At 58.2% G+C, this 17148-nt stretch carries 16 protein-coding genes; 7 read left to right on the top strand and 9 right to left on the bottom strand.

The genetic code is table 11. The features are described 5' to 3' along the window. Positions 1-74 precede the first annotated feature (74 nt). Together nirD and nirB are read right to left on the bottom strand one after the other, a co-directional pair. Positions 75-401, bottom strand: a complete 327-nt coding sequence (nirD, locus tag MKR05_RS13685) for a nitrite reductase small subunit NirD (RefSeq protein ID WP_023291187.1) — start codon at positions 399-401, stop codon at positions 75-77. Beyond that, complete coding sequence (gene nirB / locus MKR05_RS13690; protein WP_147734104.1) at positions 398-2941, bottom strand: nitrite reductase large subunit NirB; 2544 nt, start codon at positions 2939-2941, stop codon at positions 398-400. The genes nirD and nirB overlap by 4 nt, the downstream gene beginning before the upstream one ends. Positions 2942-3179: 238 nt before the next feature. Here nirB and MKR05_RS13695 point away from each other — a divergent pair, with 238 nt between their 5' ends. Continuing rightward, the gene (locus MKR05_RS13695) at positions 3180-4502 is read left to right on the top strand and encodes a cytosine deaminase (RefSeq protein WP_050533984.1); all 1323 of its coding nucleotides are present in this window, start codon (positions 3180-3182) and stop codon (positions 4500-4502) included. Here the strand turns inward: MKR05_RS13695 and tsgA are convergent. Next, positions 4499-5686 (bottom strand): MFS transporter TsgA, encoded by a 1188-nt coding sequence (gene tsgA, locus MKR05_RS13700; RefSeq protein WP_004202192.1) that lies wholly within the window; start codon positions 5684-5686, stop codon positions 4499-4501. The genes MKR05_RS13695 and tsgA overlap by 4 nt on opposite strands. 276 nt (positions 5687-5962) lie before the next feature. Here tsgA and ppiA point away from each other — a divergent pair, with 276 nt between their 5' ends. The 5 genes from ppiA to MKR05_RS13725 all read left to right on the top strand — a co-directional run bounded on the left by ppiA (position 5963) and on the right by MKR05_RS13725 (position 9303). Further along, complete coding sequence (ppiA, locus tag MKR05_RS13705) at positions 5963-6532, top strand: peptidylprolyl isomerase A (RefSeq protein ID WP_032454218.1); 570 nt, start codon at positions 5963-5965, stop codon at positions 6530-6532. A gap of 106 nt (positions 6533-6638) precedes the next feature. After that, on the top strand, positions 6639-6806 hold the full coding sequence (locus MKR05_RS13710; RefSeq protein WP_004202194.1) for a YhfG family protein: 168 nt from the start codon (positions 6639-6641) through the stop codon (positions 6804-6806). Beyond that, positions 6796-7398 (top strand): putative adenosine monophosphate-protein transferase Fic, encoded by a 603-nt coding sequence (locus tag MKR05_RS13715; RefSeq protein ID WP_238874787.1) that lies wholly within the window; start codon positions 6796-6798, stop codon positions 7396-7398. Before MKR05_RS13710 ends, MKR05_RS13715 begins: the two co-directional genes overlap by 11 nt. Before the next feature lie 31 nt (positions 7399-7429). Further along, positions 7430-7993: an aminodeoxychorismate synthase component 2 gene (gene pabA / locus MKR05_RS13720; RefSeq protein ID WP_044524952.1), complete on the top strand. Its 564-nt coding sequence runs from the start codon at positions 7430-7432 to the stop codon at positions 7991-7993. Between the two features lie 89 nt (positions 7994-8082). Beyond that, complete coding sequence (locus MKR05_RS13725; protein ID WP_238874789.1) at positions 8083-9303, top strand: aspartate aminotransferase family protein; 1221 nt, start codon at positions 8083-8085, stop codon at positions 9301-9303. On the opposite strand, the gene MKR05_RS13730 is transcribed toward MKR05_RS13725, so the two are convergent. Both MKR05_RS13730 and crp read right to left on the bottom strand, forming a co-directional pair. Then, positions 9293-11371 carry a YccS/YhfK family putative transporter gene (locus MKR05_RS13730; RefSeq protein WP_023291181.1) on the bottom strand — a complete coding sequence of 693 codons (2079 nt, stop codon included), beginning with the start codon at positions 11369-11371 and terminating at the stop codon, positions 9293-9295. The two genes, MKR05_RS13725 and MKR05_RS13730, sit on opposite strands and share 11 nt — an antisense overlap. A gap of 51 nt (positions 11372-11422) precedes the next feature. Next, positions 11423-12055, bottom strand: a complete 633-nt coding sequence (gene crp, locus MKR05_RS13735) for a cAMP-activated global transcriptional regulator CRP (protein WP_000242758.1) — start codon at positions 12053-12055, stop codon at positions 11423-11425. Between the two features lie 306 nt (positions 12056-12361). On the opposite strand from crp, the gene MKR05_RS13740 reads away from it, so the two are divergent. Beyond that, the gene (locus tag MKR05_RS13740) at positions 12362-12766 is read left to right on the top strand and encodes an OsmC family protein (RefSeq protein ID WP_023291180.1); all 405 of its coding nucleotides are present in this window, start codon (positions 12362-12364) and stop codon (positions 12764-12766) included. Between the two features lie 55 nt (positions 12767-12821). Here the strand turns inward: MKR05_RS13740 and MKR05_RS13745 are convergent, their stop codons facing one another. The 4 genes from MKR05_RS13745 to MKR05_RS13760 all read right to left on the bottom strand — a co-directional run bounded on the left by MKR05_RS13745 (position 12822) and on the right by MKR05_RS13760 (position 17065). Continuing rightward, the gene (locus MKR05_RS13745) at positions 12822-13691 is read right to left on the bottom strand and encodes a phosphoribulokinase (RefSeq protein ID WP_004202201.1); all 870 of its coding nucleotides are present in this window, start codon (positions 13689-13691) and stop codon (positions 12822-12824) included. 36 nt (positions 13692-13727) lie between these two features. Further along, positions 13728-13946, bottom strand: coding sequence for a YheU family protein (locus MKR05_RS13750; protein ID WP_002920151.1), 219 nt, complete (start codon positions 13944-13946; stop codon positions 13728-13730). After that, on the bottom strand, positions 13943-14941 hold the full coding sequence (locus MKR05_RS13755) for a hydrolase (RefSeq protein WP_072096663.1): 999 nt from the start codon (positions 14939-14941) through the stop codon (positions 13943-13945). Before MKR05_RS13755 ends, MKR05_RS13750 begins: the two co-directional genes overlap by 4 nt. Before the next feature lie 219 nt (positions 14942-15160). Further along, positions 15161-17065: an ABC transporter ATP-binding protein gene (locus MKR05_RS13760; RefSeq protein WP_023291178.1), complete on the bottom strand. Its 1905-nt coding sequence runs from the start codon at positions 17063-17065 to the stop codon at positions 15161-15163. Between the last annotated feature and the right edge of the window lie 83 nt (positions 17066-17148).

The following is a 17148-nucleotide window of genomic DNA, read 5'->3' on the forward strand; positions in this document are numbered from 1 at the left end:
ATCCCGCACTCATGCGCTGTCGGTCAGAAGTGTTACTTATATCTCCCCCCGTGGCCGGGGGGAGGATGCGGGACTCACGCCTTAAGCTGAACGTGGCCGTCTTTTACCCGGGCGTCGAAACGGGCGATAGAATGGCTGGCATCTTCCATACACAGGCCGTCGCTCAGGCGGAAACGTTGTTTTTTCAGCGGGCTGGCAACCCACAGGGCGCCGTCATGCTCGGCGATAATGCCGCGAGACAGTACGCTGGCGTTAAAGAACGGATCAATGTTGCTGATGGCGAACACCCTGTCGTCATGATAGGGACGGAAGATCGCCACCTGCTGCTGACCGAGCAGGGCGCAGACGCCGGTGGCGGGCAGGATGTCGTCAATGTTGCAGATGTTTACCCACTGGCTCATGCTTTTTCCTCCACCAGAGTAACCGGGATGCGCTCATACGGCGTGGCCGGGCGATGCTGGTCACGTTCTGGCACCACCTGAACGTTCGGGTCGCGCTGGTCGCTGTTGATAAAGTGTTTGAAGCGGGTCTGCGCCGCCGGGTTATTGACGGTCTCGGTCCACTCGCAGGCGAAGGCGGCGCGCAGGCGAGCCAGCTCCTCTTCCAGATGGTCGTTCAGACCGAGCTTGTCATCGATGATGACGCTGCGCAGATAGTCGATCCCGCCTTCCATGTTGTCCAGCCACGGCGCGGTGCGGGTCAGCTTATCGGCGGTGCGGATGTAAAACATCATAAAGCGGTCGAGATACTTAATCAGCGTCTCGCGATCGAGGTCCGCGGCCAGCAGATCGGCGTGGCGCGGCTTCATCCCGCCGTTACCGCACACGTACAGGTTCCAGCCTTTCTCGGTGGCGATGATCCCGACGTCTTTGCCCTGGGCTTCCGCACATTCGCGGGTACAGCCGGAGACGCCGAACTTCATTTTGTGCGGCGTACGGATGCCTTTGTAGCGGTTTTCCAGTTCGACGCCGAAGCCGACGCTGTCGCCGACCCCGTAGCGGCACCAGGTGCTGCCGACGCAGGTTTTCGCCATACGCAGCGCTTTGGCGTAGGCGTGGCCGGTTTCGAAGCCCGCTTCAATCAGCTGCCGCCAGATCTCCGGCAGGTCGTCTTTCTGCGCGCCAAACAGGCCGATGCGCTGGGAACCGGTGATTTTGGTGTACAGATTGAATTCACGAGCGATACGGCCCACGGCGACCAGCCCTTCCGGCGTGATTTCGCCGCCCGCGGAGCGCGGAATGACCGAGTAGGTGCCATCTTTCTGGATGTTGGCGAGGAAGTTGTCGTTGGTGTCCTGCAGCGGCGTGTGCTGAGGCTTGAGGATGTACTCATTCCAGCAGGAGGCCAGCAGGGAGCCGACGGTCGGTTTACACACTTCACAGCCGTAGCCCTGGCCGTGTTTGGCCAGCAGTTCGTCGAAGGTTTTGATGCCTTCCACGCGGATCAGGTGGAACAGCTCCTGGCGGGAGTAAGCGAAATGTTCGCACAGGTTGTTGTTGACCTCGATACCCTGTTTCGCCAGCTCGGCGTTGAGTACCTGGGTGACCAACGGGATACAGCCGCCGCAGCCGGTACCGGCCTTGGTTTCCGCTTTCAGCGCCGCGACGGTATGGCAGCCTTTGTTTATGGCGGCGATCAGGTCGCCTTTGCTGACGTCGAAGCAGGAGCAGATTTGCGCGCTGTCCGGCAGTTTATCGACGCCGATCGACGGCTTGCCGCTGCCGGCGTGGGCCGGGAGGATCAGCGAATCCGGATTCTCTGGCAACTCGATGGCGTTCAGCACCAGCTGCAGCAGGTTGCCGTAGTCGCTGGTGTCGCCGACCAGCACCGCGCCGAGCAGGGTTTTGTTGTCGGCGCTGACGATCAGACGCTTATAAACTTCTTTGCTTTCGTCGAGATAGACATAGCTACGGGCGCCCGGCGTGCGGCCGTGGGCATCGCCGATACCGCCCACGTCTACACCCAGCAGCTTCAGCTTGGCGCTGAGGTCGGCGCCGGTGAAGCTGTTTTCACTGCCGAGGAGGTGGTCGACGGCCACCTGGGCCATTTTATAACCCGGCGCGACGAGGCCATACACGCGGTTGTTCCAGCTGGCGCATTCGCCGATGGCATAGATATCCGGGTCGGAGGTCTGGCAGCTATCGTTGACCATGATGCCGCCGCGCTGGGCAACCGCCAGTCCGCACTGGGTGGCCAGTTTATCGCGCGGGCGGATCCCGGTAGAGAAGACGATGAAATCGACCTGCAGCTCGCTACCGTCGGCGAAGCGCATGGTTTTGCGCGCCTCGGTACCCTGCTGAACGATCTCTTTGGTGTTTTTGCTGGTGTGAACTTTCACGCCCATGCTTTCAATTTTGCGCCGCAGCTGCTCGCCGCCCATCTGGTCGAGCTGCTCGGCCATCAGCATCGGCGCGAATTCGATAACATGGGTTTCGACACCGAGGTTTTTCAGGGCGCCTGCGGCTTCCAGGCCGAGCAGGCCGCCGCCGACCACCGCGCCGCGTTTGCTGCGACGGGCGCAGGATTCAATGGCGTTAAGATCTTCAATGGTGCGATAGACGAAGCAATCCTGAGTTTCCGCGCCTTTAATCGGCGGGATCCATGGGTATGAGCCGGTTGCCATAATCAGCTTGTCGTAGAACACCGTGCGCCCGGCGCTGGAGTGGATCACTTTCTCCTGGCGGTTGATGGTGATGGCCCGTTCGCCGACCAGCACCTTGACGCCGTGTTTCTCATAGAAACCTTCGCGGACCAGCGACAGCTCTTCTGCGGTATGGTGGGAGAAATAAGACGACAGGTGGACACGGTCGTAGGCGATACGCGGTTCTTCACAGAACACGGTAATGTCGAACTGTCCGGTAGGCGCCTTATCGAGAAGCTCTTCGATAAAGCGATGGCCAACCATGCCGTTACCGATAATAGCGATTCTGACTTTGCTCATTTTTGCCTCGATTTCTTTTCTATTACCGCCTACCTTAACGATTCAGCCATCAGGCTTATTGATGCAAATCAATGACAACTTCACCTACCACTTAATGGGTATATAATTGATTTGTCTGTAATTTTCTAAGTTGTGGAAAACGCTGGCTTTTCCTTTTTGCCGATTTTGTGTACAAGAATTGGGTGGGTCGCGATTGGGGTTGAGTAGAAAACAAGCCGTATTGAATAGAGAGGGTGATATGACAGCAGCGCCGCTTTGGTTGATTCAGAACGTACGCCTGGCAGACCGCGACGGCCTGTGGCAGATAGCGATAGATAAGGGCCGCTTTGGCGAGATCACACCGATGGGGGAGGCGCGGGACGAAAGCTACGAGGTGCTGAACGCTCGCGGCGGCCTGGCGATCCCGCCTTTTATTGAGCCGCATATCCATCTGGATACCACCCAGACGGCCGGTGAGCCGAACTGGAACCAGTCCGGCACCCTGTTCGAGGGGATTGAGCGCTGGGCGGAGCGGAAAGCGCTGCTCAGCCATGAGGACGTTAAAGCCCGGGCGTGGAAAACCCTCAAGTGGCAGATCGCCAATGGCGTGCAGTTTGTCCGTACCCATGTCGATGTCTCCGATCCAACGTTGACGGCGCTGAAGGCGATGCTGGAGGTCAAAATGGAGGTGGCGCCATGGGTCGAGCTGCAGATTGTCGCTTTTCCGCAGGAGGGGATCCTCTCTTACCCCAACGGCGAGGCGCTGCTGGAAGAGGCCCTGAAGCTGGGGGCGGATGTCGTCGGGGCGATCCCGCACTTTGAGTTCACCCGTGAATATGGGGTGGAATCGCTGCATATCGCCTTTCGACTGGCGCAGAAATATGACCGCCCGCTGGATATTCACTGCGATGAAATTGACGATGAACAGTCGCGCTTTGTTGAAACCGTTGCCGCGCTGGCGCTAAAGGCGGGGATAGGGCCGCGGGTGACGGCCAGCCATACCACCGCAATGCACTCCTATAATGGCGCCTATACCTCGCGCCTGTTCCGCCTGCTAAAGCTCTCCGGCATCAACTTTGTCGCCAATCCGCTGGTCAATATTCATCTGCAGGGCCGGTTTGACGACTACCCGAAGCGACGGGGCATTACCCGGGTGAAGGAGCTGATGGCGGCGGGGATCAACGTTTGCTTTGGTCATGATGATGTCTTTGACCCGTGGTACCCGCTGGGGACCGGTAATATGCTGCAGGTCCTGCATATGGGGCTGCACGTTTGCCAGCTGATGGGCTACCAGCAGATTAACGACGGCCTGCAGCTTATCACTGACAACAGCGCCCGCACGTTTGGCCTGACCGATTACGGCATCGTCAGCGGCAACCCGGCTAACCTGATCATCCTCCCGGCGGAGAATGGCTTTGAGGCGGTACGCTGCCAGGTGCCGGTGCGCTGGTCAATTCGCCAGGGAAGGGTGATCGCGATTACCCAGCTGGCGCAAACCTGGATCCAGACCGACCGCGGTGGCGAGGCGCTCTCTTTTATGAGGAACAGCCCCCTTGCGGACGCAAAGGGGCCGAAGGCTTAGTGAGACGCCGCCTGCGCGTTGTTCTGGCGGTGACGGGAGACGAAGCCGAGGATAAAGCACATCACGAACACCACGGCGTAGAGGCCGTTAGCGGTGTGCAGCGCTGCCAGCGGACCGCTGGCAGCCACAATCGGGCCGGTGACCACGAAAGTCAGCATGGTGCCGATGGTGCCGCAGGTGAGGATAAAGTTCACCAGCTTTGGTGAAGCGACTTTAGTTTGCTGCGAACCGAGCGTAATGATCGAGGTGTAGATGGCGCTGGAGAAGAAGCCCAGTGTCAGAATAAACCACGGCATATGCTCCGGCGAACCATTGATAAACAGGTACATCAGCACCGTCGCGAGGCCGGCGAGGACGGTTAAGATGCGCTGCAGGTCGAAGAAGCGCAGGATAAAGCTGAATGACCACATGCCGATCATGTAGGACATCCAGAAATCGCTCACCAGTTTACCGGCATCGCCGAGGCTCATGCCCAGGCTCTTGGCATATTCCGGTACCCAGGAGATAAAGCCCAGCTGACCGAGGATGTAGCACAGCGCCGCGACGGAGAGGAACAGCACGCCGATGCCCCACTTCTCTTTCACCACCGGCTGGCTGTTTTCGCTCTGCGCTTTTTTGCCGAGCACCGGGAAGTCACAGCCGAATGTCAGGACGAAAATAGCGACATACACCAGACCGATACAGGCGTAGACCCAGTACCACTCGATGCTGCGCGCCAGCAGGACCGCGGCGACCATCGGAAAAATCATTCCCGCCATGCTAAAGAAGGAGTCGGTAAACAGCAGACGCGCCCCGCGCTGACGGCCTTCATACATATGGGTGATCAGGAAGGTCCCGATCGACATGGTGATCCCGCTGACCAGGCCGAGAACGAACATCGACGCGGAGAACAGCGCCAGGCTGTGGCTGAGCATCAGGCCGGCCACCGCCAGCACCATTAAAATAAAGCCAAAACGCAGCTGAGTTTTCAGCGGCACGATCTCCATCAGCCAGGCATTGAGGAAGATGGAGATCAGAATACCGGCGTTCAGAAAGGTAAAGGTGTTGCTCATACTGGAAACGGGCAGATGGAAATAATCCGCAATGTTACCCATCACCATCCCGGTGACGATCACCAACGCGCCGGTCAGGGCGTAGGAGAAGAAGCTGATCCATGTGAGCTTAATACGGTTGCTGTTAGTCATGACTGGCCTGTGAATAGAAAGGTAAAGCGCGTTGACGCTGCGCCGGGCGGACAGATTTTAGTCGTTCAGGTGATGTAATTAAATGTTTATTGTGAAATACGTTATCTTTTGCATGTTTTAATGTGACTTGCATCACGCTTTTTCGACGCCAGGGAGAACGTTTGCGCGGTTACAATTATTACAGCTAAGTAAAATTTGGTAAAAGGCTGGCCCAGGATGCAAAGGCTCTTTAGAATCAAGGCACTCGCTTTTATTCTGCTCCGTTAAGGAATTTCCATGCTCAAATCAACACTGGCGGCGATGGCTGCCGTTTTCGCCATTTCAGCTTTCTCCCCGGCCATGGCGGCAAAGGGCGATCCGCATGTGCTGCTGACCACCTCGGCAGGTAACATTGAGCTTGAGTTAAACAGCCAGAAAGCCCCGATTTCAGTGGATAACTTCCTGAAGTACGTTAACAGCGGCTTCTACAACAACACCACCTTCCACCGCGTGATCCCGGGATTCATGGTGCAGGGCGGCGGCTTTAACGAGCAGATGCAGCAGAAACAGCCTAACCCGCCGATCAAGAATGAAGCAGACAACGGCCTGCGCAACACCCGCGGCACCATCGCGATGGCGCGTACCGCCGATCAGGATAGCGCCACCAGCCAGTTCTTTATCAACGTGGCGGATAACGCCTTCCTCGACCATGGCCAGCGCGACTTTGGCTATGCGGTGTTTGGCAAGGTAGTCAAAGGCATGGACGTTGCGGATAAGATCTCCCAGGTCCAGACCCATAACGTCGGCCCATACCAGAATGTGCCGTCTAAACCGGTTGTTATCCTCTCTGCGAAAGTGCTGCCCTAATCCTCCCGCGGCGCGGTGGTTTATCGCCGCGCCCGGTTGCCCCCCGGCATAACCTGTAATTGCTGCTTATACTTGTGGCACACAGGGGACGATAAGGGGGGCGACGATGCGTCCACTCACCGATAAGCAAAAATCCCGGCTCTGGGAACAGACACGTAATAGCAATTTTCAGGCCAGCCGTCGCCTCGAAGGCGTATCGGTGCCGCTGGTTACGCTGACTGCCGAGGAGGCGCAGGCTCGTCTCGCGACGCTGCGGAGGGAGTATGAGCGATAAATTTGGCGATGAACGCGATCCTTACCTCTATCCGGCGCTGAACGTCCTGCGCAACCGCCTCGGCATCCGCCAGGCTAAAACGCTGCAGCAGGCTGCCCTAAAGATGACGTCCCTGCGGGCGGCCACCCTGCCGCTGGGCCCGCGGGTGCGCGGCTTACCCTATCTGTGCGCTATTCATCATCAGCTGTATCAGGATCTGTTTGACTGGGCGGGTAGGCTGCGTGAAGTGAACCTCTACCTGGGCGATACGCCGTTCTGCCACTTTGCCCGCATCGAAGAGGAGGGGAACGCCCTGATGCAGGCCCTGGAGCAGGAGGATTATCTCTGCGGCCTGCCGCGGGATACCTTTATCGAACGCCTGAGCTGGTTCTATGGTGAAATTAATGTGCTGCACCCTTTTCGTCTCGGCAATGGCCTGACCCAGCGCATTTTCTTTGAACAGCTGGCGATACATGCCGGCTACCTTCTTGACTGGCGTGACGTCGATCCTGCCGCCTGGAGCACCGCCTGTCAGCAGGGCGCGATGGGCGATCCGGACCCGCTGGCGGCGATCTTTCGCAAAGTGGTAAGCGAAGCGCGGGAATCTGAGTAGAATAGCCCGGTTTGATTGTTCCGGAGCCGCTATGATCCTGCTTATCGATAACTATGACTCTTTCACCTGGAATCTGTATCAGTACTTTTGCGAACTGGGGGCGGAAGTGCTGGTCAGGCGCAACGATGCGTTGACGCTGGAGGAGATAGCGTCGCTGGCGCCGGAGAAGATAGTGATTTCGCCTGGTCCCTGTACGCCGGATGAAGCGGGGATTTCCCTCGCGGTAATCCGTCACTATGCAGGGAAAACGCCGCTGCTGGGCGTCTGCCTCGGGCATCAGGCGATAGCCCAGGCGTTTGGCGCGACCATTGTGCGGGCGGCGCAGGTGATGCATGGAAAAACCTCGCTTATCGAGCATAACGGCGAAGGGGTGTTTCAGGGGCTGAATAATCCTTTGACGGTGACCCGCTATCATTCGCTGGTGATTGACCCGCCGACGCTGCCGCCTGAGTTTATCGTCACCGCCCGCAGCGCCAGCGGTGAGATTATGGGGATCCGTCATCGCGACTGGGATCTCGAGGGCGTGCAGTTCCATCCGGAAAGCATCCTCAGCGAACAGGGCCATCAATTGCTGGCGAACTTTATTAAGCGGTGATTTCGGTTGCCATTGACTGATTTTTTATGCATATTTTGTGATTAGATTATCATAATCGCATCTGCATAACGAAGAGGGATGGGCAAGACATGGCAACTGAACAACCGGCAATCACCCGCGCCACATTCGATGAAGTTATTTTGCCAATTTATGCACCGGCAGAATTCATCCCGGTAAAGGGAAAAGGCAGCCGCGTCTGGGATCAGCAGGGCAAAGAGTATGTTGATTTCGCCGGCGGTATCGCGGTGACGGCGCTCGGCCATTGCCACCCGGCGCTGGTGGCGGCGCTCCACGAGCAGGGCGAAACGCTGTGGCATACCAGCAACGTCTTTACCAATGAGCCAGCGCTGCGCCTGGGACGTAAACTTGTCGATGCCACCTTCGCCGAGCGAGTGGTGTTTATGAACTCCGGTACCGAAGCCAATGAAACGGCCTTTAAGCTGGCGCGTCACTATGCGGTGACCCGCCATAGCCCGTACAAAACCAAAATCATCGCTTTCCATAATGCCTTTCATGGTCGCTCCCTGTTTACCGTCTCCGTCGGCGGGCAGCCGAAGTACTCCGATGGTTTCGGCCCGAAACCGGCGGATATTGTCCATGTTCCCTTCAACGACCTGCAGGCGGTAAAAGCGGTGATGGATGACCACACCTGCGCGGTGGTGGTGGAGCCGATTCAGGGCGAAGGCGGCGTGACGGCAGCGACGCCGGCGTTCCTGCAGGGGCTGCGCGAACTGTGCGATCAACACCAGGCGCTGTTAGTCTTTGATGAAGTGCAGTGCGGAATGGGGCGTACCGGATCGCTGTTTGCCTATATGCACTATGGCGTAACCCCGGATATTCTCACCAGCGCCAAAGCGCTGGGCGGCGGTTTCCCGGTCAGCGCCATGTTGACCACCCACGAGATCGCCAGCGCCTTCCATGCGGGTTCCCATGGCTCAACCTACGGCGGCAACCCGCTGGCCTGCGCGGTCGCCAACGCCGCTTTCGATCTGATCAATACCCCGGCGGTGCTGGATGGCGTGAACGCCAAACGCGAACTGTTCGTCAAACACCTGCAGCAGCTGGATGCCGAGTTTGATCTGTTCAGTGATATTCGCGGGATGGGCCTGCTGATTGGCGCCGAACTCAAGCCGCAGCACAAGGGCCGCGCGCGTGATTTTCTCTATGCCGCTGCGGAAGCCGGCGTCATGGTGCTTAACGCCGGGCCGGACGTGATGCGTTTTGTTCCCTCGCTGATCATCGAAGAGCAGGATATTGTCGAGGGGATGGCGCGCTTTGCCCAGGCCGTGGCAAAGGTGATTAACGGCTGATCTTCCGCAGCCAGATGCCGTGATGCGGCCGCTGACGCCATGCCACTGACGAAATGGTGTGCATGGTGTTCAGATGGCCCAGAATGCGTTGCAGATGCTGCTCCAGGGTGCTTAACGGACCGATCGGCACCTCGCTTTCCGGTGACTCCATAATATTGACATCCCCTGCGCTGCCGGGACCATCGCTGTCCAGCCGCTGCTGACAGCGCTGCAGGGCAATCTCACAGGATTCGAGATAGCGCTGGGCAAGATCCGGGGTGAGCATCGTATGCTCCCGGGCCAAAGTGGTCATGGCGTTGATGTGTTCGACGATAAACTGGCTGTGCGTCACCCATAGCTTCATATCTTCCAGGTAGTGGGTATTAAACCCGGGCTCCTGCATCGCCTGATTCAGGGAGTTGTAGAGCGCGTTGTGCGCCTGATTGACGCGCATGCGCTGGTAGGCCAGCGCGGGCGCTTTGGGGTCGGGGCTGAGGATCAGGCGAATCGCCTGCTGGTCGGCCTCCAGCGCATCGTGGGCGTTTTTTTTCAGCAGGCCGCTCTGCCACTGCGGCCACAGCCAGACCATCCCGCCGAAGGCGATCAGGCAGCCGATCAGCGTGTCGATCAGCCGGGCGATAATAAACTGTTCGCCGTTGAGCGTCAGCAGCTGCAGGGTATATACCGCCGTCACCGTAAACCCCACCATCGCCCAGCCATAGTGTTTGCGGATGATCAGATAGCTGAGCAGGGTGATCAGCAGCATCCCGCTCAGGGTATAGCTCTCCGGAACGTGAAAGTGCAAGGTCAGCCCGGCGATGATCAGGCCGGCGAGCGTCCCCGCCGCCCGGTGGACAATACGTACCCGCGTGGCGCCATAGCCGTTCTGTGTCACGAAGAGGACGGTCATCAGGATCCAGTAGGGCTTCGGCAAATGCAGGGCGTTGCCCATCAGGCTGGCGATGCTCAGCATCACGCTGATGCGGGCGGCGTTGCGCAGCGCGGGCGACTTCAGCGACAGATAGTTCTTTAGCGCGGGAAACAACGGTAAACGACGCTCTTTGTCAGCCATCAGATCCCGGGCATACAGTGGGCGCTGGGTATGCAGCACCCGGGCGATACGGCTGAAGTGCCAGGCGCAGAAGTGGCCGACCGGGTTATCCGGATGCTGGCGGGCGATTTTTTCCAGGGCGCCGATCTGTTTATCCATCTGGAAACGCTGCGGAAAACGATGATAGAGCATGTCATCCGCCAGCACCCGCAGCCGGGCGGCGACGGTCTGCGCGTTCCAGCGGATCACCGCTTCGGCATGGCTGCGCTCAACCAGCTTTTGCACCTCTTCCGGCTGATGCAGGCTAACCGAAATATGCTCCTGTAGATCCAGCCCCATCTGGAACGCTCGCAGAAGACGTTTGTGGTCGTTACGTTGGTTGGCGGCCAGCATATGCATCTGCTGATAGCATTGGGTGATTAAATCGACCACCTTCTGCTGGCGGATGAGCAGCGGCGGCAGGGCGGTCGAGGGATCGGTATGCTGGGTCAACAGGCTATATTTGGCTTCGCAATAATTGGCCAGTTCCCGGTAGAGCAGACTGAGCGACTCCCGCAGCGGCTGTTCGCGCCACAGCCAGAACCAGAACCAGTTAAACACGCCGTACCATAGCGTGCCGAAGGCGTAGATCAGCAGCGGCTCCCAGACGGGCATATTGCCCGCCAGGCTCAGGGTAAAGATGGCGGCGATCAGCGACGCGGGCAGCAGGCGCGCGTGCAGCGAACTGATTTCCGCGGTGACGCCGAGCAATAGCGCCAGGCCGCTGAGAATAAGCGGCAAAGGTATGGTCTGGGCGAGCAGCAGCTGCACCACCAGGCTGCATCCGGCAAACAGACAGCCGCCGATAATCAGACGCTTAAAAAAGCGCTTATGCGGAGTGTCGAGACCGGCGATGTTGCAGCAGGCGGGAACTAAGGAAAACAGGAGTCCCTGCTGGAGATGGCCGAGCAGAAGACCGATGGCCACAGGCAGACACAGCACCAGCGTTTGCCGCAGTGCATAGTTGACTTCCGGGTGGTAAATCAGCCTGCGCCACATGAGGGAAAAACAAAAACGGCGTACTGCAGGAGCAATACGCCGCTTAGCAACTTAACGGGTGCCGTAGACGACGATAGTTTTACCGTGGGCGGAAATCAGGTTCTGATCTTCCAGCATTTTCAAAATACGGCCAACGGTTTCACGAGAGCAGCCGACGATCTGACCAATTTCCTGACGGGTAATTTTAATTTGCATACCGTCCGGGTGGGTCATGGCATCGGGTTGCTTCGCCAGGTTCAGCAGCGTCTGGGCGATACGGCCCGTCACGTCGAGGAAGGCGAGGTTGCCCACTTTCTCAGACGTCACCTGCAGACGGCGAGCCATTTGCGAAGAGAGACGCATCAGAATGTCCGGGTTCACCTGGATCAGCTGACGGAATTTCTTATAAGAGATCTCGGCCACTTCACATGCGGTTTTCGCCCGTACCCAGGCGCTACGCTCCTGACCCTCTTCAAACAGGCCTAATTCACCGATGAAATCGCCCTGGTTGAGGTAGGAGAGGATCATCTCTTTACCTTCTTCATCCTTGATGAGTACAGCCACGGAGCCTTTAACGATGTAGTACAGCGTTTCTGCTTTCTCACCCTGGTGGATCAGCGTGCTCTTTGATGGGTACTTATGAATGTGGCAATGAGACAAGAACCATTCAAGGGTAGGGTCTGTTTGCGGTTTGCCAAGCACCATGCGCGGTTATCCTCTGTTATAAGCTATCTCCGGGCGCCGACACTACACGGCGTCCGGGCATGCAATCGTATTGTTTCCCTATACCTGGGAAGCTGGCTGATGATTTTTCGACAGCCTGTAATGTGAACTCCTCTGCATACATGCAGTACATCAATGTATTACTGTAGCATCCAGACTGTTTTAGCATAGCTTTCGCCGCATGTCTCCTGGTGTCTCGCTTCAGCATGACGCAGGTCGCCTTCCGTTGCGAGAATTGTTATGTGCGCGTAATCTGACAGGAATATTGCGATACTGGAGTTAAATTTTATGCAAGCGCGTGTGAAATGGGTTGAAGGGTTAACCTTTATCGGGGAGTCCGCGTCAGGACACCAGATTCTGATGGATGGCAACTCCGGAGATAAGGCGCCCAGCCCGATGGAGATGGTGCTGATGGCGGCGGGCGGTTGCAGTGCGATCGATGTGGTCTCTATTTTGCAAAAAGGTCGTCACGACGTGACCAACTGCGAAGTGAAGCTGACCTCTGAGCGTCGGGAAGAGGCGCCGCGCCTGTTCACGCATATTAATCTGCACTTTATCGTCACCGGTAAGGCGCTGAAAGATGCCGCAGTCTCCCGTGCGGTGGATCTGTCGGCAGAGAAATACTGCTCGGTGGCGCTGATGCTGGAAAAAGCGGTGAAGATCACCCACTCCTATGAAGTGATCGAGGCGTAGTCTTCGCCTGCTGATGTGAATGATCTCAACCCCGGCCTGGCCGGGGTTTTTTCTGTTAGCCGATCTTTCGGCCTTCCATCAGACGCTCGACCAGCGGCGCCATAATAAGCTCCATCGCCAGCCCCATTTTACCGCCCGGCACCACCAGGGTGTTCATGTGCGAAATAAACGAGCCCTGTAGCATCGCCAGCAGCCAGGGGAAGTCGATGTTCTGCAGATTGCGGAAATGGATCACCACAAAGCTCTCGTCCAGAGAGGGGATCGCCTTCGCGGCAAACGGGTTGGAGGTGTCCACCGTCGGCACGCGCTGGAAATTGATATGGGTGCGGGAAAACTGCGGGGTGATGAAGTTGATGTAATCTTCCATCGATCGGACGACGGAGTCCATCACCGCCTCCCGGGAGTGGCCGCGTTCGCTGGTGTCGCGAATGAGTTTCTGGATCCACTCCAGGTTAACGATAGGCACGACCCCGACCAGCAGGTCGACATGGCTGGCGACATCATGCTGCGGCGTGACAACCCCGCCGTGCAGCCCCTCATAGAACAGCACGTCCGTCGGCTCCGGCAGCGGCTGCCATGGGGTGAAGGTTCCCGGCACCTGATTCCACGGCACGGCTTCGTCATAGGTGTGCAGGTATTTACGCGACTGGCCTTTGCCATGGCGGCCATAGTCGACAAAGGTCTGCTCCAGCAGGCCGAAGTCGTTCGCCTCCGGGCCAAAGTAGCTGATATGTTTGCCCTGATCCCGCGCTTTGCGGATCGCCATGTCCATTTCCGGGCGGGTGTAGCGATGAAAGCTGTCGCCTTCCACCTCCGCGGCGTGAAGATTTAGCTGCGCGAAGATTTTGCGAAAGGCGAGGCTGGTGGTGGTAGTGCCCGCGCCGCTGGAGCCCGTGACGGCGATCACCGGATGTTTGGCAGACATAACAACTCCCTGGTTAAACGATGTAGTGGCGTCGCCTTAGCCGTTAAACAGGGCGCGCGGCATAATATTGACTGTCTCATGCAGTTCCGACCACACGAGGACCGCCTCTCCGCGTTTCAGCTGCTGTTTTACATCGGCGACTTTATCGGCAAGTGAACGTTCATGTTCACCATAATCGGTGCCTTCGCGTAACACAAAGCTTTCAATCAGGTTATCCAGCGTTTCGGGATCCAGATCCTGCCAGGGAATAATCATACGGGAACCTCCAGCCAGCGGTTTAACCAGTCGGGAATGCGTCTTTCCAGCCACATCTCCGGTTTACGCAGGGTGCCGCCGACGAAGCCGACGTGGCCGCCTTGTTCAGTCAATTGATACTCAACGTTCGCCGGCAGTTGCTCCTGCGGGGGAATGGAGTGGTGGTCCATAAACGGGTCGTCTTTCGCATGGATGATGAGCGTCGGCTTAGTGATATCGCTGAGCCGCGGCATAGCGCTGCATTGCCGGTAATAATCCAGCGCATCGGCGAAGCCATGGATTTTGGCGGTGATCATGTCGTCAAATTCCCGGATGCGGCGCATCCCTTTGAGCTGGCGTAAATCGACGGGCAGCGAGCCAGGATACGCTTTCAGCTTACGTGAGGCGTTGGCTTTTAACAGATTGAGCAGATAACGCTGATAAACTCGCGAGAAGCCCTTATCCATATGATAGCTGCAGGCTTCCAGCATGAAAGGCGCGGAAACGATCACCGCCGCATCCAGCGGGCAGCGGTCGCCTTCTTCTGCCAGCAGGCAGCCCAGCATGTTGCCGCCCAGCGAATAGCCGACGGCGGCGGTCGGCGCGGGGCCAAACTCGCGCTGCAGCCAGTGGAGAAACCAGGTGCCATCTTCCGTTTCGCCGGAGTGATAGATGCGGTGATTGCGGTTAGGTTCGCCGCTGCAGCCGCGAAAGTGCATGACCACGCCCAGCCAGCCGCGCTGCATCGCCGCGTGGATCAGGCCATGGGCATACGGGCTGTGCAGACTCCCTTCCAGACCATGAAAGACGACGAGGCGCGGCTTGTGGCGCGCCTGGTGCGGGTCTTCGCTCCAGGCGAGATCGACAAAATCGCCGTCCGGCAGCTCAAGGCGCTGCCAGTGCGGGGTAAAGCGCAATTTACGGCGGATCAGCCGCGGCAGCATGGTTTGCAGATGACGATTGCCCACGCCGCGCATGGGATGGAACTCACGCGAATCGTTTTCGGGGGGCGTCATGTCTGTGGGGATGATTTCAACCATAGCACCAGAATAATTAATAAACGTGATGATGACTATACCGCGCAGGGCGCGCGGGAGTTAGCCAATATGTGGTCTTGTGGCCAATGACGCCCGGTGACACCGAAAACAAACCATTGATGTCATTGATGGCCTGAGCATGGGAATGGCAGAAACCCATTCTGCCCGCGCCGTCGCAGGCAGAATGATGAGGCGGCGTTAGCCTTCCTGAAGCATGCGCTCCAGCTGCTCTTGAGCCTCCAGCCAGGCCATTTCGCACTCTTCCAGCCCGGATTTCGCGCTGGCCTGCTGCTGCAGGCATTCGGTCAGTTCCGCTTTCCGCGAGGCGTCGTAGAGTTCGCTGTCGCCAAGTTTCTCTTCCGCACTGGCCAGCTGCGCGTTGAGCTTGTCCATCTCTTTCTCCAGACGGGCGATCTCTTTGCGCAGCGGTTGGGTCTGGCTGCGCAGCTCCGCTTCCCGACGCTTCTGGTCTTTGCGCGCTTGCGCGCTGTTGCCGCTCTCTTTTGGCGCGTCGCCGCTCTGGGACTCCTGTTTTTGCGAGTCGCTGAGCCACTGCTGATAATCGTCCAGATCGCCGTCGAACGGTTCGACTTTGCCATCGTGGACAAGGTACAGATCGTCGGTGGTGGAGCGGATCAGGTGGCGATCGTGCGATACGACCACCAGCGCCCCTTCAAAGTCGATCAGCGCTTCGGTTAAGGCCTGGCGCATATCGAGGTCGAGATGGTTGGTCGGTTCGTCGAGCAGCAGCAGGTTAGGGCGCTGCCAGACGATCAGGGCCAGCACCAGACGCGCCTTTTCTCCACCGGAGAAGCGGCGGGTCTCTTCGCTGACCTTATCCCCCTGGAAACCAAAGCCGCCAAGATAATCGCGCAGCTTCTGCTCCAGCTCCTGCGGCGCCAGGCGCGCCAGGTGCTGCAGCGGCGACTCATCGGCGCGCAGGAACTCCAGCTGATGCTGGGCGAAGTAGCCGAGCTTGATGCCTTTGGCGAGGCCGATCTCGCCGCTCACGGGCTGGAGTTCGCCAGCCAGCAGCTTAATCAGCGTCGATTTCCCTGCGCCGTTGCGGCCCAGCAGGCCGATACGCGACCCCGGCACCAGATTGAGCTTAATGGAGTCGAGGATAATACGCTCGCCATAGCCGGCGCTGACTTTCTCCATCTTCAGCAGCGGGTTTGGCAGGCTCTCCGGCTGGCGGAAGCTGAAGTGGAACGGGTTATCCACGTGCGCCGGGGCGATGAGTTCCATCCGCTCCAGCATTTTAATACGGCTCTGCGCCTGCTTGGCTTTGGTGGCTTTGGCGCGGAAGCGATCGATATAGCTTTGCAGATGCGCGACACGCTGCTGCTGGCTTTCGTACATCGCCTGCTGCTGAGCGAGCCGGGTGGCGCGCTGCACTTCAAACGAGCTGTAGTTGCCGGTGTACTCAAACATCGTCTGCTGTTCGATATGGATAATTTTGTCGACGATAGGATCGAGGAAATCGCGATCGTGGGAGATCAGGATCAGCGTCCCCGTGTAGCCCTTCAGCCACTTCTCCAGCCAGATCACCGCATCAAGGTCGAGGTGGTTAGTCGGTTCATCGAGCAGCAGCAGATCGGAGCGGCAGATCAGCGCCTGCGCGAGGTTAAGACGCATACGCCAGCCGCCGGAAAAATCGCTGACCGGCCGCTCGAGCTGTTCATTGCTGAAACCCAGGCCGTGCAGCAGGCTGGCGGCGCGGGAGCGGATGGTCCAGGCGTCGATGGCGTCCAGCTTGCCGTGGACGGTGGCGATGGCATGGCCGTCGTTGCGCTCGTTAGCCTGCTGGAGCGCGGCTTCCAGCTGGCGATATTCGCGATCGCCGTCAATGACATAATCGATTGCCGGCTGCGGCAGGGCCGGGGTTTCCTGATTCACCCAGGCCAGCTGCCAGTTGCCGGGAAAGGTCATACTGCCGCCGTCAGCGCTTATCTCGTTTTTCAAAAGCGATAGCAGCGTCGATTTCCCGCAGCCGTTTTTCCCCACCAGACCGACCTTCTGGCCAGGGTTGATGGTAGCGGTGGCGTTGTCCAGCAGGACGCGTACGCCGCGACGAATTTGTAACGAGGAGAAAACAATCATAAGGCGCCGTATGTTCAGACTATGTTAATTTGTCATTATGATAATGTAGTGTGGAAGCGAATCGCTTCACCGGGCCGCCATGG

Origin of the sequence: Klebsiella sp. K5-204, assembly GCF_030128585.1 — a bacterium.
Lineage (GTDB): Bacteria > Pseudomonadota > Gammaproteobacteria > Enterobacterales > Enterobacteriaceae > Klebsiella > Klebsiella quasipneumoniae.

Coding starts and splice junctions, on each gene's coding strand:
- nirD (WP_023291187.1), bottom strand. CDS start 401: ATGAGCCAGTGGGTAAACATCTGCAACATTGACGACATCCTGCCCGCC.
- nirB (WP_147734104.1), bottom strand. CDS start 2,941: ATGAGCAAAGTCAGAATCGCTATTATCGGTAACGGCATGGTTGGCCAT.
- MKR05_RS13695 (WP_050533984.1), top strand. CDS start 3,180: ATGACAGCAGCGCCGCTTTGGTTGATTCAGAACGTACGCCTGGCAGAC.
- tsgA (WP_004202192.1), bottom strand. CDS start 5,686: ATGACTAACAGCAACCGTATTAAGCTCACATGGATCAGCTTCTTCTCC.
- ppiA (WP_032454218.1), top strand. CDS start 5,963: ATGCTCAAATCAACACTGGCGGCGATGGCTGCCGTTTTCGCCATTTCA.
- MKR05_RS13710 (WP_004202194.1), top strand. CDS start 6,639: ATGCGTCCACTCACCGATAAGCAAAAATCCCGGCTCTGGGAACAGACA.
- MKR05_RS13715 (WP_238874787.1), top strand. CDS start 6,796: ATGAGCGATAAATTTGGCGATGAACGCGATCCTTACCTCTATCCGGCG.
- pabA (WP_044524952.1), top strand. CDS start 7,430: ATGATCCTGCTTATCGATAACTATGACTCTTTCACCTGGAATCTGTAT.
- MKR05_RS13725 (WP_238874789.1), top strand. CDS start 8,083: ATGGCAACTGAACAACCGGCAATCACCCGCGCCACATTCGATGAAGTT.
- MKR05_RS13730 (WP_023291181.1), bottom strand. CDS start 11,371: ATGTGGCGCAGGCTGATTTACCACCCGGAAGTCAACTATGCACTGCGG.
- crp (WP_000242758.1), bottom strand. CDS start 12,055: ATGGTGCTTGGCAAACCGCAAACAGACCCTACCCTTGAATGGTTCTTG.
- MKR05_RS13740 (WP_023291180.1), top strand. CDS start 12,362: ATGCAAGCGCGTGTGAAATGGGTTGAAGGGTTAACCTTTATCGGGGAG.
- MKR05_RS13745 (WP_004202201.1), bottom strand. CDS start 13,691: ATGTCTGCCAAACATCCGGTGATCGCCGTCACGGGCTCCAGCGGCGCG.
- MKR05_RS13750 (WP_002920151.1), bottom strand. CDS start 13,946: ATGATTATTCCCTGGCAGGATCTGGATCCCGAAACGCTGGATAACCTG.
- MKR05_RS13755 (WP_072096663.1), bottom strand. CDS start 14,941: ATGACGCCCCCCGAAAACGATTCGCGTGAGTTCCATCCCATGCGCGGC.
- MKR05_RS13760 (WP_023291178.1), bottom strand. CDS start 17,065: ATGATTGTTTTCTCCTCGTTACAAATTCGTCGCGGCGTACGCGTCCTG.